The sequence below is a fragment of the Citrobacter amalonaticus genome, assembly GCF_001559075.2.
GTDB lineage: Bacteria > Pseudomonadota > Gammaproteobacteria > Enterobacterales > Enterobacteriaceae > Citrobacter_A > Citrobacter_A amalonaticus_F.
The window spans coordinates 4,084,454-4,109,013 of record NZ_CP014015.2 but is presented as its reverse complement, the minus strand read 5'-3'; the positions used below and the strand labels follow the sequence as shown (position 1 = coordinate 4,109,013).

Genomic DNA, 24,560 nt, shown 5'->3' with positions numbered 1-24,560 from the left:
AAAGGTTATCCGTGGCGTAATTGGGTGACCTGATCGGCCGTGACGGCAGGCCACAGCCCGCCCTGCATAGCGCTAAAACCGAATGGCGTCACACGGGTCAACATCGCCTCGCTGTCGATACCGGCGATCATCAGCGATTCACAATAGGGGGACACTTGCGTAAGGATAGCGCGCATGAACGGTTCGAAGGAAAGACGTGTGGCCCGGCGATGGACAAAATTCCGGTCCAGGATAATTCGTTTAAATAACCCATCGAATATGGCTTTGTTGGCACTTTCCCCTGCACCGAAATTGGCCAGTACCAGAGGAAAACGTTCGGCCAGCGCATTCAGCGTTTTATTCTCTTTGCCTTCAGACAGTTCGGGAAAATTCTCATTAATCATGAGTTCGAGAAATGAAAATCGTTTAACGGCAGAAACGCACTCACTATTCGTTAATAATAACGGTACAACTGCCGGGGTTATATAAATCCAGGCGACAAGTTTATGTTGAATAAAAAAGTGTTGGCACGTTTCGATCAGCGCCAGTTTTTCGATAAATAGCTGGCACTGTTCTTCGGGAGAAAGTCGCGGAAGCACCAGTTCCGTCGGGATACGAACGTCACCGTCTTCACTGACAAAGTTCGCGATAACGCTCAAACCGATAAGTTTTCGTTGTACATTCCGGGCGGGCTGAAAATAGAGTTCAGAATGATACACATTATCCAGTGAAACATTCATCACGGCAGTCCCACATACAGGGAGTGATTCGGCAACCTATTACACAGGATGTCGTCATCCATCTTTTTTAATGCCAGAAGGAAAATGTTCATGTTGTCCTTTTCACCCGGAGCCCCGGTTCCTTAGTATTCAGCTTATCCTGATTATAAACGCTTATCCAGCATTGTTCTTTTTTCGGCAATAAAAGCGAGGGACATACTCAATTGAAATAACGCCCTACGACTAAATGCGTCTCGCCTGCCAAAAGTTTTTCCGCCAGTAAACATTATCCAGCGACGAGCGCATCACGCCGCGACTGGTTGATGCATGAATAAACTGACCGTTGGTATCATAAATACCCACATGTAAACCGCTCTCTCCCGATCCGGTTTTGAAAAAAACCAGATCGCCAGGCAACAATTCGTCTTTATCGATTTCCGTCCCCAGTTTTGCCTGTTGACGGGTTTCACGCGGCAGTTGCAAAGAGAACTGATCGCGCATGGTCATCAGCACAAAACCGGAACAATCCACGCCACCGCGACTCATGCCGCCGTAACGATAGGGCGTCCCGCGCCAGGTCTGGAGTTGATCATTTAAACCGGCAATCACGGTGATGGAATCAGAGAGCCGGGCATTGGGCGGCGGCGCTCGGTGGCTACTACATCCTGCCAACAACAGTGCTGTGCAAAAAAGAAACCAGAAACGCATTCAGGCGAATCCTCTGTATTTTTTATTCTTCACCCTATATAGCGGGTATTTACGTGAGTTTTCAAGAAACCATTTCGTTTAAGTGGTTGATATAATCATTCTGTGACCTTCGATGTCAAGACGCCGGAAGTGCAGACCATACGCATGCGCTAAATGCGCTGGCGTCAGCACTTCATCACGTGGACCGCTGGCGAGCAGTTTCCCCTGTTTGAGCAACCACGCCCGGTGCGCGTGGCGCAAGGTATGATTCAGGTCGTGACTGCTCATTACGATGGCAATCCCCTGCTGGCACAGGCGGTGCAGAATGCGATCCAGCGCATTTTGCTGCGCGACATCAAGGCTGTTCATGGGCTCATCGAGTAGCAATAGCTGCCCCTGCGGGTTGGTCTCTGGCGCGATTTGCAGGATCACTGCGGCAAGACGGACGCGCTGCCATTCCCCTCCCGAGAGTTCCTTCGCATTGCGTCCAAGTTTGTCCGCCAGCCCCAGCGACTCGGCCACCGCCGTCAACTGGTCAGTGCGCGTTTTGTCTGCCTGATGCAGCGTCAGGAAGTGCCATACCGGCATCGCAAAGGGCGGGTTTTGTTGCTGCGCCAGATAAGCACGATGACGGGCAAGTTTGGCTGCGGGCCACAACGCCAGCTCAGTGCCCGCCAGAGCGATCGTTCCCGCCCCACTGGTTAACCCCGCCATCCGCGCCAGCAGCGTGCTTTTCCCGGCGCCATTCGGCCCCACCAGATGCAGGATCTCCCCTGCCCGAATCTCGCCGGACAAAGGCCCTAACCGGGTGGATTTGGCCACATCCTGTAACTGCATCAGTGACGACATTATTTATCCAGCGCGAGTTTGATACTTTCCATAACGATGGGGTCTTCCGGCGTCATATCCGGTGAAAAACGCTGTATCACCTTGCCATCACGACCTACGAGGAACTTCTCGAAGTTCCACAGGATATCGTCCGGATAGAGCGGGGCGCGCCCTTTGCTGGCCATTCGCTCATAGAAACCGCTCCCTTCAGGGGCCACTGCCGTCGGTGTCGCCTCAATCAGTTTCTGGTACAGCGGATGACGTCCTTCCCCGTTCACATCAATCTTGCTGAACATCGGGAAGGTCACGCCCCAGGTCGTCGCGCAGTATGTTTTGATTTCGTCTTCGCTGCCAGGTTCCTGCCCAAGAAACTGATTGCAGGGAAAACCCAACACCGTAAAGCCACGATCGGCCCATGCCTTCTGGATATTTTCCAGTTGCTCATACTGTGGCGTGAGTCCGCATTTAGACGCCACATTCACCACCAGCAGCACATTACCGGCAAATTTTTCGAGGGTCGTCACCTCGCCATCAATCGTCGTCACTTCAGTGTTCAGAATCGAGTCTTGCATAGCCTCTCCAGGATCGTGAGTGATTCAAATACCAGCTTCTAATCATAGACTGTCTTGTCGTACCTAACGTCCGGCTTTGAGTAACAGCCAGATAAAGACCGGTGCGCCGAGCGTCGCGGTGACTACGCCAATCGGCAACTCCGCGGAGGCCAGCGCCAGGCGAGCGACCACATCGGCCAGCAGCAGCGCAATGGCCCCCGCCAGTGCACAGGCAGGTAACAGCACGCGATGGTCCGTTAAGCCGCACAGGCGTAAAATATGGGGGATGACCAGGCCAATAAAACCAATGGCCCCGGCCAACGCCACGCTGACACCGACCATCCATCCGGTAGCAACCACCAACAGATTACGCCAGAACCACAGGGGAAGTCCCAGCTGTCGGGCAGAGGTTTCCCCCAGCGCCAGCATGTTCATCGCCTGTGACTGGCAGCAGATCCACACCAGCACCGGAATCAGGGCCAGCATCAGCCAGGCCTGCTCCCAGTTGACGCCACCGAATCCCCCCATCATCCAGTACATCAACTGACGCAGATCGAATGAGGTTGAGAAATAGATGGCCCAGGTCATCAGCGCGCTACAGATAATCCCCAGCGCCACGCCGGCAAGCAGCAGACGACTGGTCGAAAGATGCCGACGAGCAAAACGCAGGAGGATCAACGTAATGACCAGCGCACCGGCAATTGCGCACAGTCCAAGCGCCCAGTGTGGCAGAACGCCCTTCCCCAGCAGCACGGCGGCGATCAGCCCCACGCCCGCCCCGTTGGAGACGCCGAGCAACCCCGGCTCCGCAAGCGGGTTTTCAAACAGCGCCTGCATCACTGCGCCGGACAAAGCCAGCGCCGCGCCCACCAGCAGAACAGCCAGCGCGCGCGGAAGGCGAATTTGCCAGACAAAGAGTTCGCCACGCGACGTCAGCCAGTCAGCGGGCGATATCCACTGCTCGCCGGCGCACAGGCTTAACCACAGTGTCAGCAGCATCAGCACCGACAGGCTCAGGATCCAGCGCACATGTTGTCGCTGTTGTTGACGGGCAAAAGTCAGCATGATTTCCGTTCAACTGAAAAGGATGTCATTGATTCTACGGTGCGATATCACCGCAGAAAAGAAAAAAGGCCGCAAAAGCGGCCTTTTTAGTTAGATCTGATTACTCATCTTTGGGCGAAGCGTTTTCGACTCGGCTCTTTAACTTCTGACCGGGTCTGAAGGTCACCACGCGCCGTGCTGTAATGGGAATATCTTCGCCCGTTTTCGGGTTACGTCCCGGACGTTGATTCTTATCACGCAGATCGAAGTTACCAAAACCAGAGAGTTTTACCTGCTCACCGTTTTCCAGAGCACGACGGATCTCTTCGAAAAACAGTTCGACCAGTTCTTTGGCATCCCGCTTGCTAAGCCCAAGCTTATCAAACAGATATTCTGACATTTCAGCTTTTGTAAGCGCCATAGGTTCAATCCCTCAATGATGCCTGGAATCGCTCTTTTAATGCCTCTACACATTTGGCGACGGTAGCGGCAATCTCCTCTTCTTCGAGTGTACGGCTGGTATCCTGAAGGATCAGGCTAATGGCGAGGCTCTTATACCCCTCCGCAACACCCTTACCACGGTACACGTCAAATAAGTTTACGCCAACTACCTGATTTACGCCAACTTTCTTACACTCGGATAAAATATCAGCAGCGGGAACGTTTTCGGCGACAACCACAGCGATGTCGCGACGGTTCGCCGGGAAGCGTGAAATCTCGCGCGCCTGAGGCACCACGCGGTCTGCGAGCTTGTTCCACTCCAGTTCGAACACCAGAGTACGGCCATTGAGATCCAGCTTACGTTCCAGCTCAGGATGAACAACACCAATGAAACCAATGCGTTCACCTTTCAGATAAATCGCTGCAGACTGTCCCGGATGCAGTGCCGGATTGGCTTCTGCTCTGAACTGAATGTCACCGAGTTTACCGGTCAGATCCAACACCGCTTCCAGATCGCCCTTCAAATCATAGAAATCAACGGTCTCTTTTGCCAGATCCCAGTGCTCATCGTAACGGTTACCGCAAATAACCCCCGCCAGCATCAGATCCTGACGAATGCCCAGATTGGCCTGGTTATCCGGCACAAAACGCAGCCCGCTTTCAAAAATACGCACGCGGTTCTGTTGACGATTCTGGTTATACACCACCGTTGCCAGTAACCCCGTCCATAACGACAGGCGCATTGCCGACATTTCACTGGAGATCGGGCTTGGCAGCAGCAGCGCCTCTTCACCCGGATGCAGCAACTGCTGCACTTTCGGGTCGACAAAACTGTAAGTAATGACTTCCTGGTAGCCTTTGTCATTCAACAGCGTTTTCACACGCTTCAGAGACAAATTCGCTTCACGGTGCGTCCCCATGATCAGACCCGCCTGGATCGGTTCATCTGGGATGTTGTCGTAGCCATACACGCGGGCGACTTCTTCAACCAGGTCTTCTTCAATTTCCATGTCGAAGCGCCAGCTTGGCGCAACGGCTTGCCACTCGCCTTCACCTTCGGTCACTTCGCAACCCAGACGGCGCAGAATGTCGCTCACCTGCTCATCGGCAATGTGATGACCAATCAGACGATCCAGTTTGCTACGACGCAGCGTAATGGTCGCGCGCTTAGGCAGCGTGGTTTCATCCGTCACATCAATGACCGGACCCGCTTCACCGCCGCAGATATCAATCAGCAGACGGGTGGCACGTTCCATCGCTTTGTACTGCAGCGCAGGATCCACACCGCGCTCATAACGGTGAGACGCATCGGTATGCAGGCCATGACGGCGCGCGCGACCGGTAATTGACAGCGGGCTGAAGAAAGCGCATTCCAGTAGCACATTTTGCGTTTCGTCGTTTACGCCAGAATGCTCACCGCCGAAAATACCGCCCATCGCCAGCGCTTTATTATGATCGGCAATCACCAGCGTATCCGCGTTAAGCTTCGCTTCAGTGCCATCAAGCAGTACCAGCGTTTCGCCCTCTTTCGCCATGCGAACGACAATCCCGCCTTCAATGCGGTCTTTATCAAAGGCGTGCATCGGCTGGCCCAGCTCAAGCAGCACATAGTTGGTCACGTCAACCACCGCATCAATGGAGCGGATACCGCAACGGCGCAGTTTTTCTTTCATCCACAGCGGCGTTGGCGCTTTCACGTTGATGCCTTTTACTACGCGACCCAGATAGCGCGGGCAGGCGTCAGTGGCGTCTACGGTAATCGGCAGGACATCGTTGATGGTTGCCGTAACCGGCGTGATTTCCGGCTCAACCAGCGGCGCTTTGTTCAGCACGGCCACATCACGGGCGACGCCGATGATGCCTAAGCAGTCAGCACGGTTAGGGGTAACGCTGATCTCAATGGTGTTGTCATCAAGCTTCAGGTATTCGCGAATATCGGTACCGATCGGCGCATCAGCCGGCAGTTCAATAATGCCGCTGTGATCGTCGGAAATCCCCAGTTCGGAGAAGGAGCACAGCATGCCTTCAGACGGCTCGCCACGCAGCTTAGCCGCTTTAATTTTGAAATCGCCCGGCAGAACGGCACCGATGGTGGCAACCGCCACTTTCAGCCCCTGACGGCAGTTTGGCGCGCCGCAGACGATGTCCAGCAGACGCTCGCCACCGACGTTAACTTTCGTCACGCGCAGTTTGTCCGCATTCGGGTGCTGGCCACATTCAACCACTTCACCCACGACGACGCCGTTAAATGCACCGGCGACCGCTTCAACACCGTCAACTTCCAGGCCCGCCATGGTGATTTGATTCGACAGCGCGTCGCTATCGATAGCCGGGTTAACCCACTCGCGTAACCACAGTTCACTGAATTTCATTGTTTTATCCTGCCTTTATTTAAACTGTTTGAGGAAACGCAGATCATTTTCGAAGAACGCACGCAGGTCAGTCACACCGTAACGCAACATGGTCAGACGCTCCATCCCCATCCCAAACGCGAAACCTGAGTAGATTTCCGGGTCGATACCCACGTTACGCAGAACGTTCGGATGCACCATGCCGCAACCCAGCACTTCCAGCCATTTACCGTTCTTGCCCATCACGTCCACTTCGGCAGACGGCTCAGTAAACGGGAAATAAGAAGGACGGAAACGAATCTGCAAATCCTCTTCAAAGAAGTTACGCAGGAAGTCATGCAACGTCCCTTTCAGATTGGTAAAGCTGATGTTGGTATCCACAATCAGGCCTTCCATCTGGTGGAACATCGGGGTATGCGTCTGATCGTAGTCGTTACGGTACACACGACCCGGCGCAATAATGCGAATCGGCGGCTGCTGATCTTTCATGGTACGAATCTGTACGCCGGAAGTCTGAGTACGCAGCAGACGGGTGGCATCAAACCAGAAGGTGTCGTGATCGGCACGAGCCGGATGGTGACCAGGAATATTCAGCGCATCGAAGTTATGGTAGTCATCTTCGATTTCCGGGCCGGTCGCAACGGTAAAGCCAAGCTCACCAAAGAAGCTTTCAATGCGATCGATGGTACGGGTGACCGGATGCAGGCCGCCATTTTCAATGCGACGCCCCGGCAGAGAAACATCGATGGTTTCCGCTGCCAGACGCGCATTCAGCGCGGCGTTTTCCAGATCGGCTTTACGCGCGTTGAGCGCCTGCTGTACCTGCTCTTTCGCTTCGTTAATCACCGCGCCGGCGGCAGGACGCTCTTCAGCTGGCAGCTCGCGCAGCGTCGTCATCTGAAGGGTCAGGTGCCCTTTTTTGCCCAAATATTCGACGCGCACATTGTCTAACGCGGCAACATCTGACGCCTGATTAATGGCCGCCTTCGCACTGGCTACCAGTTCTGCGAGATGTGACATGGTTTTCCTCATTGTGTCGGTGAAGACACCGGTTCGTTGAACGTAATCTCTCGATTTCGGGCACAAAAAAAGCCTCCTGATGGAGGCTTTTTTGCGCTGTTTTTCGTTTCTTCTTTCACGCGCTAGCCTCCCGGAGTCAGGTGCTAAAGTAAAAAAAGAAGCGGAAAATAGCAGCATTCATGCTTGCGTTACCTTGTGTGGTAAAACCGGAGAACCTTTATTGAAAAGGGTTACGGATCAATTGTCAACTCATTGACGGAACAACAAATAAAAGAGAGGGAGCCAGGCTCCCTCTTTTCACTGGCTTATGCCAGAGCTGCTTTCGCTTTTTCGACCAGAGCGGTGAACGCTACTTTGTCGAATACAGCGATGTCAGCCAGGATCTTACGGTCGATTTCAACAGAGGCTTTTTTCAGGCCGTTGATGAATTTGCTGTAAGAAATACCGTTCTGACGTGCTGCTGCGTTGATACGCGCAATCCACAGTTGACGGAACTGACGCTTACGTTGACGACGGTCACGGTAAGCATACTGACCTGCTTTGATGACGGCCTGGAAGGCAACGCGGTATACGCGAGAACGCGCACCGTAGTAACCTTTGGCTTGTTTCAAAATTTTCTTGTGACGTGCGCGTGCAATTACACCACGTTTTACGCGAGCCATAGTGCTCTCCTGTATCTATTCTGATTTGTCCCCCTCTTTCACCACTGTGAAATCGGTTGGACATTAAAAAGTAAAAAAACGTTAACGGCTTATGCGTACGGCAGGCACGCGATAACCAGACCCAGATCGCCTTTAGAAACAAGGCCTTTTGGACGCAGGTGACGTTTACGCTTAGTTGATTTTTTGGTCAGAATATGACGCAGGTTTGCGTGCTTACGCTTAAATCCACCACCACCGGTTTTTTTGAAGCGCTTAGCAGCACCGCGTACGGTCTTAATTTTTGGCATTTTAATAACTTCCACTTCGCATTGTTAATAAATGAAACCCAGGCGAGCAAAACCTGTGAAGCCCAAAGGCTCCACAGGAAATACTACTTGAAGGCCTACTGTTTCTTCTTGGGAGCGAGCACCATGATCATCTGGCGGCCTTCGATCTTCGTAGGGAAGGATTCGACTACTGCCAGTTCACTCAGATCGTCACGAACGCGCGTCAGCACTTCCATACCAATCTGTTGGTGGGCCATCTCACGACCGCGAAAACGCAGTGTGATCTTGGCCTTATCGCCATCTTCCAGAAAGCGAATCAGGCTGCGGAGTTTTACCTGATAATCGCCATCGTCGGTACCAGGACGGAATTTAATTTCCTTAACCTGGATAACTTTTTGCTTTTTCTTCTGTTCCTTAGAAGACTTACTCTTTTCATAAAGGAACTTGCCGTAGTCCATGATACGACAAACTGGCGGTTCGGCGTTAGGGCTGATTTCAACTAAATCTACTCCAGCTTCTTCAGCTTTTTCGATTGCTTCTCTCAGACTCACAATACCCAGTTGCTCGCCTTCCAGACCTGTTAAGCGAACTTCCTGGGCGCGAATCTCGCCATTGATACGATTCGGACGTGCCGTTTGAACTCGTTTTCCGCCTTTAATACCTTATTCCTCCAGTTGTTGAAGACTGCGGCTGCGAATCTCTTGTTGCAGCTTCTCAATCACTTCACATACGTCAAGGCTGCCCAGGTCTTTTCCGCGGCGAGTGCGAACGGCAACTTTGCCTGCTTCCACTTCTTTATCACCACAGACCAACATATAAGGGACACGACGTAATGTGTGCTCGCGGATTTTAAAGCCTATCTTCTCATTTCTCAAGTCTGCTTTTACACGAATGCCCGCATTTTGAAGTTTCTGCGTCAATTCGTTAACGTATTCAGACTGTGAATCAGTAATGTTCATCACCACTACCTGAACCGGCGCAAGCCAGGTCGGGAAGAAGCCTGCGAACTCTTCAGTCAGGATACCAATGAAACGTTCCATAGACCCAAGAATTGCGCGGTGAATCATCACCGGTACCTGACGCTCGTTGTTTTCGCCCACATAGGAGGCGCTCAGACGAGACGGCAGAGAGAAGTCCAGCTGTACAGTACCGCACTGCCATGCGCGATCGAGGCAGTCATACAGGGTAAATTCAATTTTCGGACCGTAGAATGCGCCTTCACCCAGTTGATATTCAAATGGGATATTGTTTTCTTCCAGCGCAACGGCCAGGTCCGCCTCAGCACGATCCCACATTTCGTCGCTACCGATGCGTTTTTCGGGACGAGTGGAGAGTTTGACCACGATTTTCTCGAAGCCAAATGTGCTGTACATATCGTAGACCATACGGATGCAGGCGTTAACTTCATCGCGGATTTGCTCTTCAGTACAGAAGATATGTGCATCATCCTGGGTGAAGCCGCGTACACGCATCAGACCATGTAACGCACCTGACGGCTCGTTACGATGGCAGCTACCAAACTCTGCCATACGCAGCGGCAGGTCGCGGTAAGATTTCAGGCCCTGATTAAAAATCTGTACGTGACCCGGACAGTTCATCGGCTTGATGCAGTATTCACGGTTCTCTGAAGAGGTGGTGAACATCGCATCTTTGTAGTTGTCCCAGTGCCCGGTTTTTTCCCACAGCACGCGGTCCATCATGAACGGCCCTTTCACTTCCTGATACTGATACTCTTTGAGCTTGGAGCGCACAAAGACTTCCAGTTCGCGGAAAATAGTCCAGCCGTCGTTATGCCAGAACACCATACCCGGCGCTTCTTCCTGCATGTGATACAGGTCAAGCTGCTTACCGATTTTACGGTGGTCACGTTTTGCCGCTTCTTCCAGACGTTGCAGATAAGCGCTGAGGGCTTTTTTATCTGCCCAGGCTGTACCGTAGATACGCTGCAACATCTTATTGTCGCTGTCGCCACGCCAGTACGCGCCTGCGGTTTTCATCAGTTTAAAGTGATGGCAGAAGCGCATATTCGGCACGTGCGGACCGCGGCACATATCGACATATTCTTCATGATGATACAAACCAGGTTTGTCATCATGGGCAATGTTTTCATCAAGAATGGAAACTTTATAAATCTCGCCACGCTTCACGAAGGTTTCACGCGCTTCGTGCCAACTGACTTTCTTCTTAATGACGTCGTAATTTTTCTCAGCGAGCTCGTGCATCCGCTTCTCGAGCGCATCGATGTCTTCCTGGGTCAACGTACGGTCAAGGTCTACGTCATAATAGAAACCGTTGTCGACAACCGGACCGATAGCCATTTTGGTATTCGGCCAAAGTTGTTTGATCGCATGACCTAACAGGTGTGCACAGGAGTGACGAATGATCTCCAGCCCTTCTTCATCTTTTGCGGTGATGATAGAGAGCGTCGCATCATTTTCGATCAGGTCAGAAGCATCAACCAGTTCGCCATTAACGCGGCCAGCGATGGTGGCTTTCGCCAGACCTGGACCAATGTCCAGCGCAACATCCATGGGGCTTACAGCGTGGTCGTAATGGCGTTGACTGCCATCAGGAAGAGTAATAACAGGCATGTTATGTCCTTATTTGCAGTGGTGACCCATACGCAAGATCACATACAAAGAGAAAATTTATTTGTTTACAGTTAGTTGTGCAGCCATCTAACCAACAATTGCTAAATTGGCACACAATCTGGAACACATCCGCTTTCGCTACGCAAGCGCGGCAATGTGGTCGAACGATGGTAACACTAAAAAAAGGGAGAATGCACCTTTCTGTTTTATATTGGGCTGGATCATGACGTTAGCAAGGTGTTTTTCGCCCCTGAGGAGGAGTAATACCCCATTACTGGCGGATTGGTACAATACCGCTCACGTCGTCAAACGTAAGATTCAGGTTTCGATAACGAAACAGGATCAAGTGACATGAGCGATACGTTAAAAGCTGCATTTATATTTGTTGCGCCTCACGCAGTGGCCGAAACCCATAACGCATGGGTGAAAACCGAGCAGGTGCAGGTTAAAACCATCGCGGTGAGCGATTATCAGCAGGCAGGTAAACTCCTTGATGCGCTCTATGATGAGGGGATCCGCGCAATTGAATTATGTGCGGGTTTCGGCCATCTTGGTGTTGCGCATATGGTGAAAGCGGCAGCAGGCAGAATGCAGGTCGGCGTCGTTCGCTTTGACCTTCATCCGGGACTGGGAAACCGCAGTGGAGACAGTCTGTTTGAGTAAGGCAAGGTGTCTGAGGTAAATATCAACATGCAACGATGCAGTGCACCCAGTATGGCGCTGGCTAACTGGATAGCCCATTTCTGGTGCTGGCAAATGACAGCAGGGACGCCCTTACCCACGCTCTTTCCCGGTACCGGAGGCGAACTGCTGCTCAACCTGGGCGATCCTCTGCTCATTGCGACGATACCGCTGGATAGCCAACAGACATCAAATTACCGTATTGTCCCAAAGGGCGAGGCCGTCCTGCTTCGCCCCCGCAAGTCCAGAATGATATTCACCCCCCAGGGAGAAATCGATTTACTCTCAATCCGGCTGCGCTCTGCAACTTGTTTTCCCCTGCTGGGTATTGCGATGGATGAATTGGATGATGTTCCTGTTTCCTTCACCGATCTGGGTCTATGTTGTGCCATCCCGGAATTGATTAACTTATCGTATGACAAACGTATCAGCCGGTTAGAACGTTGGCTGCTAACAATGGTTGACCGTTGCGAACGGGCGAACAGCGATCTCATCCAGGCGGTGAATCGACTGTATTACGGCGAGTCGTTCTCGACAATCCGTAGCCAGTTGGGAATGACTGAGCGGACGATGCTACGACGCGTACATCAATTCACTGGCGTCGATGCGCGCTATTTTTGCCGCACAGCCCGATTTCAGCGAACGCTGCGCCAGTTACTGGTGGACGGCGATATCCTGACGAGTGCGTTCAGCCACGGCTACTACGATCAAGCGCATTTCATCAAAACATGTCGACTCTATACTGACCTGACGCCCACTGAACTTTTGAAGCGTCAGTACCGACAGCTTAACTACTATACCTACACGCTCGCAGAGTACGGGCCATAGCCCCCCTCTTTTCCTTCCTGCATGGACGAGGCAAGATGCATATCCATTCACTGCCTGGCTGACAGATTTGTTACACTAGGATTAACCGTCTGAAACCGACAGGAAATAAATGATGCCATCAAATCGCTTCGCCAAAAAACACTGGAAAATGGTGGTCGTCCTGATCGTCATCTGTGGCGCAATGCTATTGCTACGCTGGGCGGCAATGATTTGGGGATAGCCGTCGTGATTCTGGCAACGTGCATATTCTGGATAAAAGCGCTGACGGATAAATCGACATCAGACCCCACAATAAAAAAGCCAGACTGGGGAACAGTCTGGCCTCAGCTTACATCCGGTAGCCCAGAGAGACGGTAGTACGTCTGTCCGTATGCTCCGGCGCCGTTTCCGGCGGTTCGGAGTTCCACGTTACGTTGTACGCCACCTTCAGGCCAAAGTGCTCATTGATTGCCACATTCAGCGCCGTCTCGGAGTTCAGCGTCGTATCTTCAGCACCAAACACCGACACGCCTTGCGTAAATTTGGTGTTGTCTGATATCTGCCAGGCATACGCGCCAGAAGCATAGCCCAGCGGCTGCGTTTCCGTTGTGCCATCCGTATGTTCGTCGTACCGTACGCCCGGACCGAATTCAAAACGGAAGCTGTGTACGGGGCCGTTAAGGAACTGGCGACCATAACCGGCGGTGAACACGTCGCGCTCACGGTAGCCGTTATAACGATCCGTCAGCCAACTCGCCTGGCCAAAAAGATAGTCATAATCGGTCACGTTGTAACGACTACGACCGCCAACCGCATATTTCTCTGAAGAGCGTTCATCATTGGAAGAGGTGTTGCTCGCGTTCCCCCACAGTGACCAGGCCGTTGTCTGGCCGTACCAGGTCATGGTCGTGTCCGCGGTCAAAGAAGAACTTTTCGTGTTGCCTGACTGCGCAAGATAACCGGCATTGAGATTGCCTTCGAAGGGTTTCTTCGCACTTGAGGGATCATCCATGACAGTAAAAACGGAATCATCGGCAGTTGCGTACATCGACGCAAACACGCCCCCCGCCAGCAGAACGGCAGCGGGAACTGTCTTTAAAAGCTTCATTTATAAAGAGTCCGTACAACAAAAAAAGAGACCATTACGGTCCCGGAAACTTTCAGAGGGATCAATGACAAACGCCCCAGGAAAGGTAACAAATTATAAAAAGGCTCGAATAACATAGCAATGAATTCTTATTTCATTTTTTGAATAAGAGAGCTCTCAAAACAATTAAATATTTATATATCCTTACGGGAAATTAAAACAATAAACTTTAATTAATCATATTGTTAATGACTTCACTTTAGCGCTATTCGGTGCCAGACTGAACACAGCCTAACAGGAGGTAACGATGGTACGTATCTATACGTTGACGCTTGCGCCCTCTCTCGATAGCGCAACGATCACCCCGCAAATCTATCCCGAAGGGAAACTCCGCTGTACTGCCCCGGTATTTGAGCCTGGCGGCGGTGGTATTAATGTCGCTCGCGCCATTGCCCATCTGGGCGGAACGGCGACCGCTATTTTCCCCGTCGGTGGTGCAACCGGTGAACACCTGGTGGCCCTGCTCGCTGACGAAAACGTTCCGGTCGCAACCATTGATGCAAAAGACTGGACGCGTCAGAACCTGCACGTTCATGTCGAATCCAGCGGCGAACAGTATCGCTTTGTGATGCCCGGTGCGGCCCTGAATGACGATGAGTTTCGCCAGATAGAAGAGCAGGTCCTGGAGATCGAGTCCGGTGCCATTCTGGTAGTCAGCGGTAGTCTGCCGCCAGGCGTCAAAGTCGAAAAACTCAGCCAGTTAATTACCGCCGCGCAGAAACAGGGGATCCGTTGCATCATTGACAGCTCCGGCGAGGCGCTGACGGCCGCGTTAGCTATTGGCAATATTGAACTGGTCAAACCCAACCAGAAAGAACTCAGTGCCCTGGTTAATCGCGAACTTACCCAGCCTGATGACGTGCGCAAAGCGGCGCAGGAAATTGTCCGCAGCGGCAAGGCGCAGCGCGTTGTTGTCTCGCTCGGCCCTCAGGGCGCGCTGGGTGTGGACAGTAAAACCTGCGTGCAGGTTGTGCCACCGCCGGTTAAAAGCCAGAGCACCGTGGGCGCGGGTGACAGTATGGTGGGGGCAATGACCCTCAAACTGGCTGAAGGCGCCTCGCTTGACGATATGGTGCGCTTCGGCGTTGCGGCCGGTAGCGCCGCGACCATCAACCTGGGAACACGCCTGTGCTCCCATGACGATACACAAAAAATCTACGCTTATCTTAGCCAGTCATAATGATTCCCCCCTCTTTTCGAGGGGGAATTTAGCGTAAACCTGTCGGCTTACGCGTTCACCGTCTATGCTACAAACTCATGAGATTACAAAGGGGTGTCAAATGGCCAGTGGGGAAATCACCCGATATGTTGTTACTATCACGTTCCACGAAGACTCCTTAACGGAAATAAATGAACTGAACAACCATCTTACCCGTGCCGGTTTTCTGCTCACCCTCACAGATGATGACGGAAATGTGCATGAACTGGGCACCAATACCTTTGGGTTGATTAGCGCCCAGAGTCCGGAGGAGGTCAAAGCACTGGCCGCAGGGCTGGCAGAAAGCGCGTTAGATAAAATGCCGGAGGTCAGCGTGGTGACCTGGGAAGAGTGGGATCTCAGCGGACAATAAATGCCATTACCGCGAAAACACGTCCACGGTGTGCGTTAGTTCGTGTTTTTTAACCGCATCTTTGCGCTAACCTTATGATCTGGCAGACAACATGGGGAGAGACATCATGTGGCAGGCTATCAGTCGTCTTTTAAGCGAGCAACTCGGTGAAGGCGAAATCGAACTGCGTAACGAACTGCCTGGCGGAGAAATTCATGCCGCGTGGCATTTACGCTATGCGGGACGCGATTTCTTCGTTAAATGTGATGAGCGAGAACTGCTTCCAGGCTTCACGGCAGAAGCCGATCAATTAGAACTGTTATCACGCAGCCATACGGTGACGGTCCCCAAAGTGTGGGCGGTGGGTGCGGATCGTGATTACAGCTTTCTGGTGATGGATTATCTCCCTCCCCGTCCGTTGGATGCGCACAGTGCGTTTATTCTGGGGCAGCAGCTTGCCCACCTGCATGAATGGAGCGATCAGCCGCAGTTTGGGCTGGATTTCGATAACGCGCTCTCGACCACACCGCAGCCCAATGCCTGGCAGCGCCGCTGGTCTACCTTTTTCGCCGAACAGCGCATTGGCTGGCAACTCGAACTGGCGGCGGAAAAAGGGATTGCTTTTGGCAATATCGACGCCATCGTCGAGCACGTGCAACAGCGTCTCGCCTCCCACCAGCCACAGCCTTCTTTATTACACGGCGATCTGTGGTCCGGGAACTGCGCGCTCGGGCCAGACGGTCCGTATCTGTTTGATCCGGCCTGTTACTGGGGAGACAGGGAGTGCGACCTGGCGATGTTGCCGCTGCATACCGAACAGCCGCCGCAAATTTATGATGGTTATCAGTCGGTGTCGCCGCTGCCGTTAGATTTTCTCGACCGGCAACCGGTATATCAACTTTATACCTTGCTCAACCGGGCAAGACTGTTTGGCGGTCAGCACCTGGTAATTGCGCAGAAGGCAATGGACAGACTGCTCGCGGCGTAATCATGGCTGACATCATCAGGCCGCCGGATGGCGGCCTTTCTGACCGCTAACAAAGAAGGAAAAAACGTGGTTTTTCCTTCTTTGTGGTTATCAGCCGAAAATCAATGAATTGATTTTCCTCGTTTTTAATTAGGTACTCTCTGCTTGTCCGGCAACGAGACGAGGTTTGTCATCACTCTCAAAGGCCGCCGGATGGCGGCCTTTTTATTCAGACAAATCCCAGCAGGGAAAAGAACACATAGCCGAGGATGATGATAATCACCGGCAGGATGTAGAGCGGGAAAAACTGCAGGAAAATCGTGTGATGTGGAACCACAATGCGCGACTCAATCTGCTCGCGTGACAGCCCTTCGCTGCCCTTGGCTTTCTCCAGAATCAACTGGTCTTCAACGCCTTCACGTAAAAACCGCGCCTGGCGACTCATACGCGCACCGGAATCCTGCATCGCCAGCCCGATAAAAATCAGCGCAAAAATCAGCCAGAACAGAATGTTCAGGCTATTCTGGAAATCCGGCGTCGGCGAGTTGTACCAGAAGAGGTTCAGAAACGGGGTATTCACTCGCATCATGTCGATCATGACGTGGGTAAAATCGAGCATCACCGCGTTAATCCCTTCCTGCTTTTCGCTGTGCGCGTACATAAATTTCAGGGCTGAAATCAGCGTGGAGAGGAGCGCCGGGATAAATATCACCCATCCTAACATCCTTTTTAACACGGCAATGCGTCCAGCTTGTTGATACGTCATGAGTTCCCCTTGATGAAGACGCGTCGTTTTGGCTTAAGTCTACCTGCTGATAACCCTTTTCGCCCGATCTTTAAAAACGTTATGATAGCGGCTAATGCTGAATACCCTACATTTAATGCTCAACAGGAGAGGTTGTAATGTCAACCCCGCGTCAAATTCTTGCGGCCATATTCGATATGGATGGATTACTGATTGATTCCGAGCCGCTGTGGGATCGGGCTGAACTGGACGTGCTGTCAAGCGTCGGCGTCGATATCACTCGTCGTCACGAACTCCCGGATACGCTAGGGCTGCGCATCGATATGGTTGTCGATCTTTGGTTTGCTCAGCAGCCGTGGAACGGGCCGAGCCGCCAGGAGGTCACCGATCGCGTCATTACCCGCGCCATCGCGTTGGTTGAAGAGACGCGTCCGCTGTTACCGGGCGTCAAAGAAGCGGTCGCGTTGTGTAAAGCGCAAGGTTTGAAGGTCGGACTGGCGTCAGCATCCCCTCTGCATATGCTGGAAAAAGTACTGGCAATGTTCGACCTGCGGGAGAGCTTTGACGCCATCGCCTCCGCGGAAAAACTGCCCTACAGCAAACCTCATCCTCAGGTTTACATCGACTGCGCGGCGAAACTGGGCGTTGACCCGTTATGCTGTGTGGCACTGGAAGATTCCGTCAACGGCATGGTGGCATCGAAAGCGGCGCGGATGCGCTCCATCGTCGTACCGGACAAAGAGGTGCGACACGATCCGCGCTATATCCTCGCCGACGTCAGGCTCAACTCACTCACGGAACTGACCATCGCCGATTTACTTGGCTAACCGGGTTCGGGCAATGATCACATTGCCCGTTTTGCCAGCCAGTCAACAAAATTAAAACAACGTTTCATTTTTAATTGTATTCTTTCCGTTCCTCTCCTATCCTTCTTTCAGGCACATAACAGATAAAAACGGATAGCCGAGGTCATTATGATTCTGGATGCATTTCGTCTCACAGGTAAAGTCGCCATCGTCACCGGTTGTGATACCGGGCTCGGGCAAGGGATGACTGTCGCACTGGCGCAAGCCGGTTGCGATATCATCGGCGTGAACCGCAAGGTTCCTCATGACACCGCTGCCAAAGTAGAAGCGCTGGGTCGCCGCTTTTTCGCCATACAGGCCGATCTGAGCCAGCAAGCGGTCATCGCGGACGTTATCGCGAAGGCGGTAGAGAAATTCGGTCGCATCGACATTCTGGTGAACAACGCCGGGACCATTCGTCGCGAAGACGCGCTCAGTTTTACGGAAAAAGACTGGGACGACGTGATGAACCTGAATCTCAAGTCGCTCTTCTTTCTCTCCCAGGCCGTTGCACGCCAGTTCATTGCCCAGGGTCAGGGCGGAAAAATCATCAATATCGCGTCAATGCTGTCGTTTCAGGGCGGCATTCGCGTCCCGTCCTATACGGCCTCAAAGAGCGGCGTTCTGGGCATTACCCGACTGTTAGCTAACGAGTGGGCGCAGCATCAGATTAACGTCAACGCCATCGCCCCCGGCTACATGGCAACCAACAACACCCAACAACTGCGGGAAGATGCTGAACGCAATAAAGAGATTGTCGATCGTATCCCGGCGGGCCGTTGGGGAACGCCAGACGATCTGCAGGGTCCGGTCGTCTTCCTCGCCTCGAAGGCAGCAGATTACATCAACGGCTATACGCTGGCCGTCGATGGTGGTTGGTTAGCGCGTTAAACGCGCATTATTGACAAAGAGTTACAACGTCACCACTTCCGCCCACTGTATAAAAATCCTATACTGTACGAATTCACAGTTTATCAGGTTTTATCATGACGGCGGAAGGTCACCTCCTCTTTTCCATTGCCTGCGCGGTGTTTGCTAAAAACGCGGAACTCACGCCCGTGCTCGCGCAGGGTGACTGGTGGCATATTGTTCCTTCCGCCATCCTGACCTGTCTGTTACCGGACATTGATCACCCAAAGTCATTTCTCGGTCAGCGACTAAAATGGATTTCGAAACCGATCGCCCGTGCGTTCGGCCATCGCGGATTCACTCACAGTCTGCTGGCCGTCTTTGCGCTGCTGGCCACGTTCTACCTGAAAGTACCGGAGAGCTGGGTTATCCCCGCCGATGCCTTGCAGGGTATGGTGATAGGCTATCTGAGCCATATTGCCGCCGATATGCTGACGCCAGCGGGCGTTCCCCTACTCTGGCCTTGCCGCTGGCGCTTTCGTCTGCCGATACTGGTCCCGCAGAAAGGCAATCAACTGGAGCGGTTTCTCTGCATGGCGCTGTTTGCCTGGGCGGTATGGATGCCACAAACCTTGCCCCAGAACAGTGCAGTTCGCTGGTCATCCGATATGATTAATACGCTGCAATGGCAGTTCAATCGCTTTATAAAGCATCAAATCGACCAGTAAAGCAGCGGAATTATCGTTTTTGGCATAAACAATTCCATTTGAATATAAGAGCCAGGTCACAGTTCTGCTAACCTTGCGGCAACAGGATCGCTGTGACACAGCGGGACGAATAATAAAATCAGGAGAACGGGGATGAATTTTCCATTAATCGCGAACATTGTGGTGTTCGTCATTCTGCTGTTTGTGCTGGCGCAAGCCCGTCATAAACAGTGGAGTCTGGCAAAGAAAGTGCTGGTCGGTCTGGTCATGGGTGTGGTCTTTGGCCTTGCGCTGCACACCATTTATGGCTCTGACAGCCAGGTGCTGAAAGATTCCGTCCAGTGGTTCAACATCGTCGGCAACGGTTATGTTCAACTGCTGCAAATGATCGTCATGCCGCTGGTATTTGCCTCAATTCTGAGTGCAGTTGCCCGCCTGCATAACGCCTCGCAGTTGGGGAAAATCAGCTTCCTGACCATCGGAACCCTGCTGTTTACCACATTGATTGCCGCACTGGTCGGTGTGCTGGTGACCAATCTGTTTGGCCTGACCGCTGAAGGTCTGGTTCAGGGCGGTGCTGAAACGGCGCGACTGAATGCCATTGAAACCAACTATGTCGGTAAAGTGGCCGATCTCAGCGTCCCACAGCTGGTGCTCTCATTTGTACCGAAAAACCCGTTTGCCGATCTGACCGGCGCGAACCCGACGTCCATTATCAGCGTGGTCATTTTTGCCGCCTTCCTCGGTGTCGCCGCGCTGAAACTGCTGAAAGATGACGCGCCGAAAGGCGAGCGCGTGCTGACGGCTATCGACACCCTGCAAAGCTGGGTGATGAAACTGGTCCGCCTGGTCATGCAGTTAACGCCTTACGGCGTACTGGCGCTGATGACCAAAGTGGTGGCGGGTTCCAACCTGCAGGACATCATTAAGCTGGGTAACTTTGTCATCGCCTCGTATCTCGGTCTGGGCATTATGTTCGTGGTCCACGGCGTACTGTTGGGCGTGAACGGCGTGAGCCCGCTCAAGTACTTCCGCAAAGTGTGGCCGGTTCTGACCTTCGCGTTTACCAGCCGTTCCAGCGCCGCCTCTATCCCGCTGAACGTGGAAGCGCAAACCCGTCGTCTGGGCGTGCCGGAATCTATCGCCAGCTTCGCGGCCTCCTTTGGTGCGACAATTGGTCAGAATGGCTGTGCCGGTTTGTATCCGGCCATGCTGGCCGTGATGGTGGCGCCGACGGTCGGTATTAACCCGCTGGATCCGGTGTGGATTGCGACGCTGGTCGGCATTGTGACCGTCAGCTCCGCCGGGGTGGCCGGTGTCGGTGGCGGTGCCACGTTCGCCGCGCTGATCGTACTGCCCGCGATGGGGCTGCCTGTCACGCTGGTGGCGCTGCTCATCTCCGTTGAGCCACTGATTGACATGGGCCGCACCGCGCTGAACGTCAGCGGGTCGATGACTGCCGGTACGCTGACCAGCCAGTGGCTGAAGCAAACCGATAAAACCATTCTGGACAGTGAAGACGACGCCGAACTGGCGCATCACTAAGCGTCCCCAAAACAGAAAACCGCCCTTCGGGGCGGTTTTTTTATGCCGGAATTAATCCGCTATTTCGTTTTCCTGACGGACCTGATTTGCCCAGCGCTGGGCTGATTCCGCCTCGCTGAACGTCGGCGATCGCTGGAACGACTCCCCCATTAAGACAAACGCGACATACTTCCCGCGCAATATCCACACGTCACGAAACGCGTCCATTTTTATCGCATGTTCGGGCGGCGCAGGTTCAACACGCGGAACATAGCTAATAACCGGACGATTTTGTTGGCGAAGAGGTTTCATCATTAATAGCTTCACTAAGACAAATTCAAAAATCAGAAAAGAACTATCTTAGCCGATTATACCCCCGCCCGTCCTGCTCCGGGCGTGCTCTTTCCCCTGTCAACCCACGTTGTCATCCGCGTTCTGCCCGGCGGGATCACACGAGTGGACTATAGTTAGGGGGTTTTTTGACAAAAACAACGACCCTTTCAGCAATGAAAAATGGAGACGAGTTCAATGTCGCATAACGAGAAAAATCCCCACCCACATCAATCACCGGTACACGATCCGCGCGAAGCAAAACCGGGCCTGGACTCTCTGGCGCCTGACGACGACTCGTATCGTCCTGTTCCTGAACCGACGCCTCCCGGCATGCACCCCACGGCGCCCGGCAGTCTGAAAGCCCCGGATACTGGCAATAAAAAGCTGAGCGAACTGGAGAACGTCCGCACAGGCAGCGAGAATTACGCCCTCACCACCAATCAGGGGGTACGCATTGCCGACGACCAGAATTCACTGCGCGCCGGACACCGTGGTCCTACGCTGCTTGAAGATTTTATCTTGCGCGAAAAAATCACCCATTTTGACCATGAGCGCATTCCCGAGAGGATCGTCCATGCGCGCGGCTCGGCTGCGCACGGTTACTTCCAGCCCTACAAAAACCTTGGCGACATCACTAAAGCCGACTTTCTCTCCGATCCGGATAAAATCACCCCGATCTTCGTGCGTTTTTCCACTGTTCAGGGCGGCGCAGGCTCAGCGGATACGGTGCGTGATATCCGTGGTTTTGCCACCAAGTTTTACACTGAAGAAGGGATTTTTGACCTGGTCGGCAATAATACCCCTGTCTTTTTTATTCAGGATGCGCACAAGTTTCCTGATTTCGTCCACGCAGTGAAACCGGAACCGCACTGGGCAATCCCCCAGGGGCAAAGCGCACATGACACCTTCTGGGATTACGTGTCGTTACAGCCCGAAACCCTGCATAACGTCATGTGGGCGATGTCCGATCGCGGCATTCCACGCAGTTATCGCACGATGGAAGGCTTTGGGATTCACACTTTTCGCCTGATCAATGCGGCGGGCAAAGCCACCTTCGTTCGTTTTCACTGGAAACCTCTGGCAGGTAAAGCCTCACTGGTATGGGATGAAGCGCAGAAGCTGACCGGTCGCGACCCGGACTTCCATCGCCGGGAATTGTGGGAAGCCATTGAAGCCGGTGATTTCCCGGAATATGAGCTGGGACTGCAACTGATCCCGGAAGAGGACGAGTTGAAATTCGATTTTGACTTACTGGATCCCACCAAGCTGATCCCCGAAGCGCTGGTTCCGGTTCAGCGCGTCGGTAAAATGGTACTGAACCGCAATCCCGATAATTTCTTCGCCGAAAACGAACAGGTCGCCTTCCATCCCGGCCATATCGTCCCTGGCATAGATTTCACAAACGATCCGCTGTTGCAGGGCCGTTTGTTCTCCTATACCGATACGCAGATTAGCCGTCTGGGGGGAGCCAATTTCCATGAAATTCCGATCAACCGTCCGACCTGCCCGTATCACAACTTCCAGCGTGACGGGATGCATCGGATGAGTATCGACACCAACCCGGCTAACTATGAACCCAATTCCATCAATGACAACTGGCCACGTGAAACGCCGCCGGGGCCGAAACGCGGCGGCTTTGAGTCATATCAGGAACGCATCGAAGGCGACAAGATCCGCGAACGTAGTCCCTCATTTGGCGAATACTACGCTCATCCGCGTCTGTTCTGGTCAAGCCAGACGCCAGTCGAGCAGTTGCATATCGTCGATGCCTTCAGCTTTGAGTTGAGTAAGGTCGTTCGTACCTGGATCCGTGAACGGGTGGTCGACCAACTGGCGCATATCGACATTAACCTCGCGCAGGCGGTCGGGAAAAATCTGGGTATTGCGTTAAGCGATGAACAGACACAAATTGCACCGCCACCAGAGGTGAGCGGACTGAAGAAAGATCCTTCGCTCAGTCTGTATGCCGTGCCGGACGGCGATATTAAAGGCCGCGTTGTCGGGATTTTACTCAACGGCAAGGTCAAATCAGCCGATCTGATGTCCATTTTGCAGGCACTTCAGGCGAAAGGCGTTCATGCAAAACTGCTCTATTCACGGATGGGGGACGTTATTGCCGATGACGGTTCACGACTGACCATCGCCGCCACTTTTGCCGGTGCGCCGTCTCTCACCGTAGATGCCGTTATTGTACCGTGCGGTGATATTGCCGATATCGAGGACAACGGCGATGCACAATATTACCTGCTGGAAGCGTATAAGCATCTCAAACCCATCGCTCTCGCAGGTGAAGCCCGGCGCTTTAAAGCGCGACTTCACATCGACAGTCAGGGTGAGGAAGGCGTTGTAGAAGGTGGTGACGCGGATAGCCGTTTTATGGATGAACTGTTTACGCAGATGGCAGCCCACCGCGTCTGGTCGAGAACGGCTAAAATCCCGGCCATACCGGCCTGAGGCAAATCGCAGGCAAAAAAAGCGGCGCACCACGCGCCGCAAACTCAGGAGTCAGACATCAAGAAAACTGCCCAGACGGTAGCCACGCTCTGCAATCGCATACTTGAGCGATGCCGACGTCAGCACGTCCAGTTCAGTCAAGCGGGGGTAACAATAGGCGCTCTGACGGATGATACTGTCGATAAACGCCGGGTGACACATTACTTCCAGTGAGGATTCTCCACGTTTTGCTGATGCCTCGAGTGCCTGCAGGAACAACGATTCAGAAATCGCTTCCCCGTAAAACTCACTGCTGAACCCTTGCGAGCTACGCAGCGTCGCCGGGAGATCGCCGGTCCTGAACACCGGCTGACGATCAATACGCAGCGCAATATTACGCTCTGCGGCAAAACGTGCGACAAGGGGGAAGATCTGCGGGAACATATGCACATGGTGATGGCTATCCAGATGCGTCGGCTCCCGCCCGAACAGGTCGATGAAACGCTGGTACTGACTGGCAAGCTCACGGGCGATTTCGTCCAGCGGCAGCGTATCTTCCTCTGCCATCTGCCAGATCCATTTTCCCAGACGCCCTTCACGGGTTAATCCCGGCATCTCGGTCAGTGGTTTTCCCAACGTCAGAACAAAGTGCATCCCTACCGCCAGTGTCGGCAGATCGCGGCTTAAGGTGACCGCATGCTCAATGGCATCACCGTTCACCATCGCCGTAGTCGAGGTCACCACGCCGTGACGACAGGCCTCCACGATGCCGTAGTTTTGCCCTTTGCTCAGACCAAAATCATCCGCGTTTACAATCAATAAGCGTTCCATAG

Annotated in this window: 28 protein-coding genes and 1 other annotated feature; of the genes, 11 read left to right on the top strand and 17 right to left on the bottom strand. The window is 53.1% G+C overall.

Annotated elements, in window-relative coordinates:
• Positions 1–5: 5 nt before the first annotated feature.
• The 13 genes from AL479_RS19960 to thrS all read right to left on the bottom strand — a co-directional run bounded on the left by AL479_RS19960 (position 6) and on the right by thrS (position 11,139).
• Complete coding sequence (locus tag AL479_RS19960; protein WP_061077334.1) at positions 6–719, bottom strand: EAL domain-containing protein; 714 nt, start codon at positions 717–719, stop codon at positions 6–8.
• Positions 720–941: 222 nt separating this feature from the next.
• Positions 942–1,406 carry a C40 family peptidase gene (locus AL479_RS19955; protein WP_042319354.1) on the bottom strand — a complete coding sequence of 155 codons (465 nt, stop codon included), beginning with the start codon at positions 1,404–1,406 and terminating at the stop codon, positions 942–944.
• Between the two features lie 78 nt (positions 1,407–1,484).
• Entirely contained in the window at positions 1,485–2,234 is a 750-nt protein-coding gene (gene btuD, locus AL479_RS19950) for a vitamin B12 ABC transporter ATP-binding protein BtuD (protein ID WP_061077333.1), read from the bottom strand.
• On the bottom strand, positions 2,234–2,785 hold the full coding sequence (locus AL479_RS19945; RefSeq protein WP_061077332.1) for a glutathione peroxidase: 552 nt from the start codon (positions 2,783–2,785) through the stop codon (positions 2,234–2,236). Before AL479_RS19945 ends, btuD begins: the two co-directional genes overlap by 1 nt.
• Before the next feature lie 63 nt (positions 2,786–2,848).
• Positions 2,849–3,829 carry a vitamin B12 ABC transporter permease BtuC gene (gene btuC / locus AL479_RS19940; protein ID WP_102601948.1) on the bottom strand — a complete coding sequence of 327 codons (981 nt, stop codon included), beginning with the start codon at positions 3,827–3,829 and terminating at the stop codon, positions 2,849–2,851.
• A gap of 100 nt (positions 3,830–3,929) precedes the next feature.
• Entirely contained in the window at positions 3,930–4,229 is a 300-nt protein-coding gene (gene ihfA, locus AL479_RS19935; protein ID WP_001229265.1) for an integration host factor subunit alpha, read from the bottom strand.
• A 4-nt stretch (positions 4,230–4,233) separates the two neighbouring features.
• The gene (gene pheT, locus AL479_RS19930) at positions 4,234–6,621 is read right to left on the bottom strand and encodes a phenylalanine--tRNA ligase subunit beta (RefSeq protein ID WP_061077331.1); all 2,388 of its coding nucleotides are present in this window, start codon (positions 6,619–6,621) and stop codon (positions 4,234–4,236) included.
• A 15-nt stretch (positions 6,622–6,636) separates the two neighbouring features.
• On the bottom strand, positions 6,637–7,620 hold the full coding sequence (gene pheS / locus AL479_RS19925) for a phenylalanine--tRNA ligase subunit alpha (RefSeq protein ID WP_044265459.1): 984 nt from the start codon (positions 7,618–7,620) through the stop codon (positions 6,637–6,639).
• A gap of 62 nt (positions 7,621–7,682) precedes the next feature.
• Positions 7,683–7,806, bottom strand: a sequence feature (Phe leader region).
• Positions 7,757–7,801, bottom strand: coding sequence for a pheST operon leader peptide PheM (gene pheM / locus AL479_RS23970; protein WP_001386830.1), 45 nt, complete (start codon positions 7,799–7,801; stop codon positions 7,757–7,759). Its footprint overlaps the feature before it by 45 nt.
• 119 nt (positions 7,807–7,925) lie before the next feature.
• Positions 7,926–8,282 (bottom strand): 50S ribosomal protein L20, encoded by a 357-nt coding sequence (rplT, locus tag AL479_RS19915; RefSeq protein WP_000124850.1) that lies wholly within the window; start codon positions 8,280–8,282, stop codon positions 7,926–7,928.
• Between the two features lie 89 nt (positions 8,283–8,371).
• A complete protein-coding gene (gene rpmI / locus AL479_RS19910) occupies positions 8,372–8,569 on the bottom strand; it encodes a 50S ribosomal protein L35 (protein ID WP_003030583.1) in 198 nt (65 codons plus the stop codon).
• A gap of 95 nt (positions 8,570–8,664) precedes the next feature.
• A complete protein-coding gene (gene infC / locus AL479_RS19905; protein ID WP_043000875.1) occupies positions 8,665–9,207 on the bottom strand; it encodes a translation initiation factor IF-3 in 543 nt (180 codons plus the stop codon).
• A gap of 3 nt (positions 9,208–9,210) precedes the next feature.
• Positions 9,211–11,139 carry a threonine--tRNA ligase gene (gene thrS, locus AL479_RS19900; RefSeq protein WP_061077330.1) on the bottom strand — a complete coding sequence of 643 codons (1,929 nt, stop codon included), beginning with the start codon at positions 11,137–11,139 and terminating at the stop codon, positions 9,211–9,213.
• 351 nt (positions 11,140–11,490) lie between these two features.
• Between thrS and AL479_RS19895 the strand changes: the two genes are divergently transcribed.
• The 3 genes from AL479_RS19895 to yniD all read left to right on the top strand — a co-directional run bounded on the left by AL479_RS19895 (position 11,491) and on the right by yniD (position 12,868).
• Positions 11,491–11,802: a DUF6506 family protein gene (locus AL479_RS19895; RefSeq protein WP_061077329.1), complete on the top strand. Its 312-nt coding sequence runs from the start codon at positions 11,491–11,493 to the stop codon at positions 11,800–11,802.
• 27 nt (positions 11,803–11,829) lie between these two features.
• The gene (locus AL479_RS19890; RefSeq protein WP_071887668.1) at positions 11,830–12,648 is read left to right on the top strand and encodes a helix-turn-helix domain-containing protein; all 819 of its coding nucleotides are present in this window, start codon (positions 11,830–11,832) and stop codon (positions 12,646–12,648) included.
• A 112-nt stretch (positions 12,649–12,760) separates the two neighbouring features.
• Positions 12,761–12,868, top strand: coding sequence for a small membrane protein YniD (gene yniD / locus AL479_RS19885; RefSeq protein ID WP_086512613.1), 108 nt, complete (start codon positions 12,761–12,763; stop codon positions 12,866–12,868).
• Positions 12,869–12,976: 108 nt separating this feature from the next.
• Here yniD and AL479_RS19880 read toward each other — a convergent pair whose 3' ends face one another.
• Complete coding sequence (locus tag AL479_RS19880; protein ID WP_102601952.1) at positions 12,977–13,735, bottom strand: DUF481 domain-containing protein; 759 nt, start codon at positions 13,733–13,735, stop codon at positions 12,977–12,979.
• Between the two features lie 286 nt (positions 13,736–14,021).
• On the opposite strand from AL479_RS19880, the gene pfkB reads away from it, so the two are divergent.
• The 3 genes from pfkB to AL479_RS19865 all read left to right on the top strand — a co-directional run bounded on the left by pfkB (position 14,022) and on the right by AL479_RS19865 (position 16,312).
• Positions 14,022–14,954 carry a 6-phosphofructokinase II gene (gene pfkB / locus AL479_RS19875; RefSeq protein WP_061077327.1) on the top strand — a complete coding sequence of 311 codons (933 nt, stop codon included), beginning with the start codon at positions 14,022–14,024 and terminating at the stop codon, positions 14,952–14,954.
• Between the two features lie 100 nt (positions 14,955–15,054).
• Positions 15,055–15,345: a type V toxin-antitoxin system endoribonuclease antitoxin GhoS gene (gene ghoS, locus AL479_RS19870; RefSeq protein WP_061077326.1), complete on the top strand. Its 291-nt coding sequence runs from the start codon at positions 15,055–15,057 to the stop codon at positions 15,343–15,345.
• A gap of 106 nt (positions 15,346–15,451) precedes the next feature.
• Positions 15,452–16,312: a fructosamine kinase family protein gene (locus AL479_RS19865; protein WP_043000880.1), complete on the top strand. Its 861-nt coding sequence runs from the start codon at positions 15,452–15,454 to the stop codon at positions 16,310–16,312.
• Between the two features lie 208 nt (positions 16,313–16,520).
• Here the strand turns inward: AL479_RS19865 and AL479_RS19860 are convergent, their stop codons facing one another.
• The gene (locus AL479_RS19860; RefSeq protein WP_061077325.1) at positions 16,521–17,057 is read right to left on the bottom strand and encodes a YniB family protein; all 537 of its coding nucleotides are present in this window, start codon (positions 17,055–17,057) and stop codon (positions 16,521–16,523) included.
• Between the two features lie 137 nt (positions 17,058–17,194).
• Between AL479_RS19860 and hxpB the strand changes: the two genes are divergently transcribed.
• From hxpB to tcyP, 4 genes are all read left to right on the top strand, one after another.
• Positions 17,195–17,863 (top strand): hexitol phosphatase HxpB, encoded by a 669-nt coding sequence (gene hxpB, locus AL479_RS19855; RefSeq protein WP_061077324.1) that lies wholly within the window; start codon positions 17,195–17,197, stop codon positions 17,861–17,863.
• Between the two features lie 147 nt (positions 17,864–18,010).
• Positions 18,011–18,772, top strand: coding sequence for a 2-dehydro-3-deoxy-D-gluconate 5-dehydrogenase KduD (gene kduD / locus AL479_RS19850; protein WP_061077323.1), 762 nt, complete (start codon positions 18,011–18,013; stop codon positions 18,770–18,772).
• 95 nt (positions 18,773–18,867) lie between these two features.
• Positions 18,868–19,458 (top strand): metal-dependent hydrolase, encoded by a 591-nt coding sequence (locus tag AL479_RS19845; protein WP_043000884.1) that lies wholly within the window; start codon positions 18,868–18,870, stop codon positions 19,456–19,458.
• A gap of 132 nt (positions 19,459–19,590) precedes the next feature.
• Positions 19,591–20,982, top strand: a complete 1,392-nt coding sequence (gene tcyP, locus AL479_RS19840) for a cystine/sulfocysteine:cation symporter (protein WP_061077322.1) — start codon at positions 19,591–19,593, stop codon at positions 20,980–20,982.
• A gap of 51 nt (positions 20,983–21,033) precedes the next feature.
• On the opposite strand, the gene cedA is transcribed toward tcyP, so the two are convergent.
• Positions 21,034–21,276 (bottom strand): cell division activator CedA, encoded by a 243-nt coding sequence (cedA, locus tag AL479_RS19835; protein ID WP_061077321.1) that lies wholly within the window; start codon positions 21,274–21,276, stop codon positions 21,034–21,036.
• Positions 21,277–21,489: 213 nt separating this feature from the next.
• Between cedA and katE the strand changes: the two genes are divergently transcribed.
• Positions 21,490–23,748 (top strand): catalase HPII, encoded by a 2,259-nt coding sequence (gene katE / locus AL479_RS19830; protein ID WP_061077320.1) that lies wholly within the window; start codon positions 21,490–21,492, stop codon positions 23,746–23,748.
• A gap of 51 nt (positions 23,749–23,799) precedes the next feature.
• Here the strand turns inward: katE and chbG are convergent, their stop codons facing one another.
• Positions 23,800–24,558 (bottom strand): chitin disaccharide deacetylase, encoded by a 759-nt coding sequence (gene chbG / locus AL479_RS19825; protein WP_061077319.1) that lies wholly within the window; start codon positions 24,556–24,558, stop codon positions 23,800–23,802.
• Positions 24,559–24,560 lie beyond the last annotated feature (2 nt).

Excerpts from the sequence above, each read along its gene's own strand:
- tcyP (WP_061077322.1), top strand. The coding sequence starts at position 19,591 with ATGAATTTTCCATTAATCGCGAACATTGTGGTGTTCGTCATTCTGCTG.
- thrS (WP_061077330.1), bottom strand. The coding sequence starts at position 11,139 with ATGCCTGTTATTACTCTTCCTGATGGCAGTCAACGCCATTACGACCAC.
- AL479_RS19945 (WP_061077332.1), bottom strand. The coding sequence starts at position 2,785 with ATGCAAGACTCGATTCTGAACACTGAAGTGACGACGATTGATGGCGAG.
- ghoS (WP_061077326.1), top strand. The coding sequence starts at position 15,055 with ATGGCCAGTGGGGAAATCACCCGATATGTTGTTACTATCACGTTCCAC.
- yniD (WP_086512613.1), top strand. The coding sequence starts at position 12,761 with ATGCCATCAAATCGCTTCGCCAAAAAACACTGGAAAATGGTGGTCGTC.
- kduD (WP_061077323.1), top strand. The coding sequence starts at position 18,011 with ATGATTCTGGATGCATTTCGTCTCACAGGTAAAGTCGCCATCGTCACC.
- rpmI (WP_003030583.1), bottom strand. The coding sequence starts at position 8,569 with ATGCCAAAAATTAAGACCGTACGCGGTGCTGCTAAGCGCTTCAAAAAA.
- katE (WP_061077320.1), top strand. The coding sequence starts at position 21,490 with ATGTCGCATAACGAGAAAAATCCCCACCCACATCAATCACCGGTACAC.
- pheS (WP_044265459.1), bottom strand. The coding sequence starts at position 7,620 with ATGTCACATCTCGCAGAACTGGTAGCCAGTGCGAAGGCGGCCATTAAT.
- AL479_RS19865 (WP_043000880.1), top strand. The coding sequence starts at position 15,452 with ATGTGGCAGGCTATCAGTCGTCTTTTAAGCGAGCAACTCGGTGAAGGC.
- AL479_RS19860 (WP_061077325.1), bottom strand. The coding sequence starts at position 17,057 with ATGACGTATCAACAAGCTGGACGCATTGCCGTGTTAAAAAGGATGTTA.
- AL479_RS19960 (WP_061077334.1), bottom strand. The coding sequence starts at position 719 with ATGAATGTTTCACTGGATAATGTGTATCATTCTGAACTCTATTTTCAG.
- AL479_RS19845 (WP_043000884.1), top strand. The coding sequence starts at position 18,868 with ATGACGGCGGAAGGTCACCTCCTCTTTTCCATTGCCTGCGCGGTGTTT.
- btuC (WP_102601948.1), bottom strand. The coding sequence starts at position 3,829 with ATGCTGACTTTTGCCCGTCAACAACAGCGACAACATGTGCGCTGGATC.
- pheT (WP_061077331.1), bottom strand. The coding sequence starts at position 6,621 with ATGAAATTCAGTGAACTGTGGTTACGCGAGTGGGTTAACCCGGCTATC.
- ihfA (WP_001229265.1), bottom strand. The coding sequence starts at position 4,229 with ATGGCGCTTACAAAAGCTGAAATGTCAGAATATCTGTTTGATAAGCTT.
- hxpB (WP_061077324.1), top strand. The coding sequence starts at position 17,195 with ATGTCAACCCCGCGTCAAATTCTTGCGGCCATATTCGATATGGATGGA.
- rplT (WP_000124850.1), bottom strand. The coding sequence starts at position 8,282 with ATGGCTCGCGTAAAACGTGGTGTAATTGCACGCGCACGTCACAAGAAA.
- pfkB (WP_061077327.1), top strand. The coding sequence starts at position 14,022 with ATGGTACGTATCTATACGTTGACGCTTGCGCCCTCTCTCGATAGCGCA.
- AL479_RS19890 (WP_071887668.1), top strand. The coding sequence starts at position 11,830 with ATGCAACGATGCAGTGCACCCAGTATGGCGCTGGCTAACTGGATAGCC.
- AL479_RS19955 (WP_042319354.1), bottom strand. The coding sequence starts at position 1,406 with ATGCGTTTCTGGTTTCTTTTTTGCACAGCACTGTTGTTGGCAGGATGT.
- btuD (WP_061077333.1), bottom strand. The coding sequence starts at position 2,234 with ATGTCGTCACTGATGCAGTTACAGGATGTGGCCAAATCCACCCGGTTA.
- chbG (WP_061077319.1), bottom strand. The coding sequence starts at position 24,558 with ATGGAACGCTTATTGATTGTAAACGCGGATGATTTTGGTCTGAGCAAA.
- cedA (WP_061077321.1), bottom strand. The coding sequence starts at position 21,276 with ATGATGAAACCTCTTCGCCAACAAAATCGTCCGGTTATTAGCTATGTT.
- AL479_RS19895 (WP_061077329.1), top strand. The coding sequence starts at position 11,491 with ATGAGCGATACGTTAAAAGCTGCATTTATATTTGTTGCGCCTCACGCA.
- AL479_RS19880 (WP_102601952.1), bottom strand. The coding sequence starts at position 13,735 with ATGAAGCTTTTAAAGACAGTTCCCGCTGCCGTTCTGCTGGCGGGGGGC.